The organism is Gilvimarinus gilvus (assembly GCF_030518155.1).
GTDB classification, from domain to species: domain Bacteria; phylum Pseudomonadota; class Gammaproteobacteria; order Pseudomonadales; family Cellvibrionaceae; genus Gilvimarinus; species Gilvimarinus gilvus.
Genome location: NZ_JAULRU010000612.1, coordinates 1 through 333, shown reverse-complemented (window position 1 = coordinate 333; position 333 = coordinate 1). Strand labels below are relative to the sequence as shown.

The following is a 333-nucleotide window of genomic DNA, read 5'->3' as shown; positions in this document are numbered from 1 at the left end:
AGTCAGAACGAGTTGGTTCGTAAACCCAGTCAGCATGTTTTTGGTTTTTACCTAAGTAGAAAGTTAAACCTAAGGTAGCATTCCAAATTTCACCTCCAAATCCAGAACCTGAAATTTCAGAATTTCCATCAAAAGCTACGTTTTGACGAATATTTCTTACATAAGAAACGTCTCCTGTTAATACAACACGATCTGTTAATCTTAACTGAGGAGTTAAACCAACCATAACATTTACCATGTTATCATTGTCATCGAAAACTTTACCATCAGCACCTTTTGTTGCGTCATTATTCATCCAAGAATAACCTGCACCACCATGCGCTAATAAACCAA

At 36.3% G+C, this 333-nt stretch carries 1 protein-coding gene; it reads right to left on the bottom strand.

Annotation, left to right across the window (positions count from 1 at the left end; translation table 11 throughout):
- Window positions 1-333, bottom strand: a 333-nt coding sequence (locus tag QWI17_RS15165) for a hypothetical protein (RefSeq protein ID WP_302723371.1), incomplete at both ends; no start/stop codon positions are given.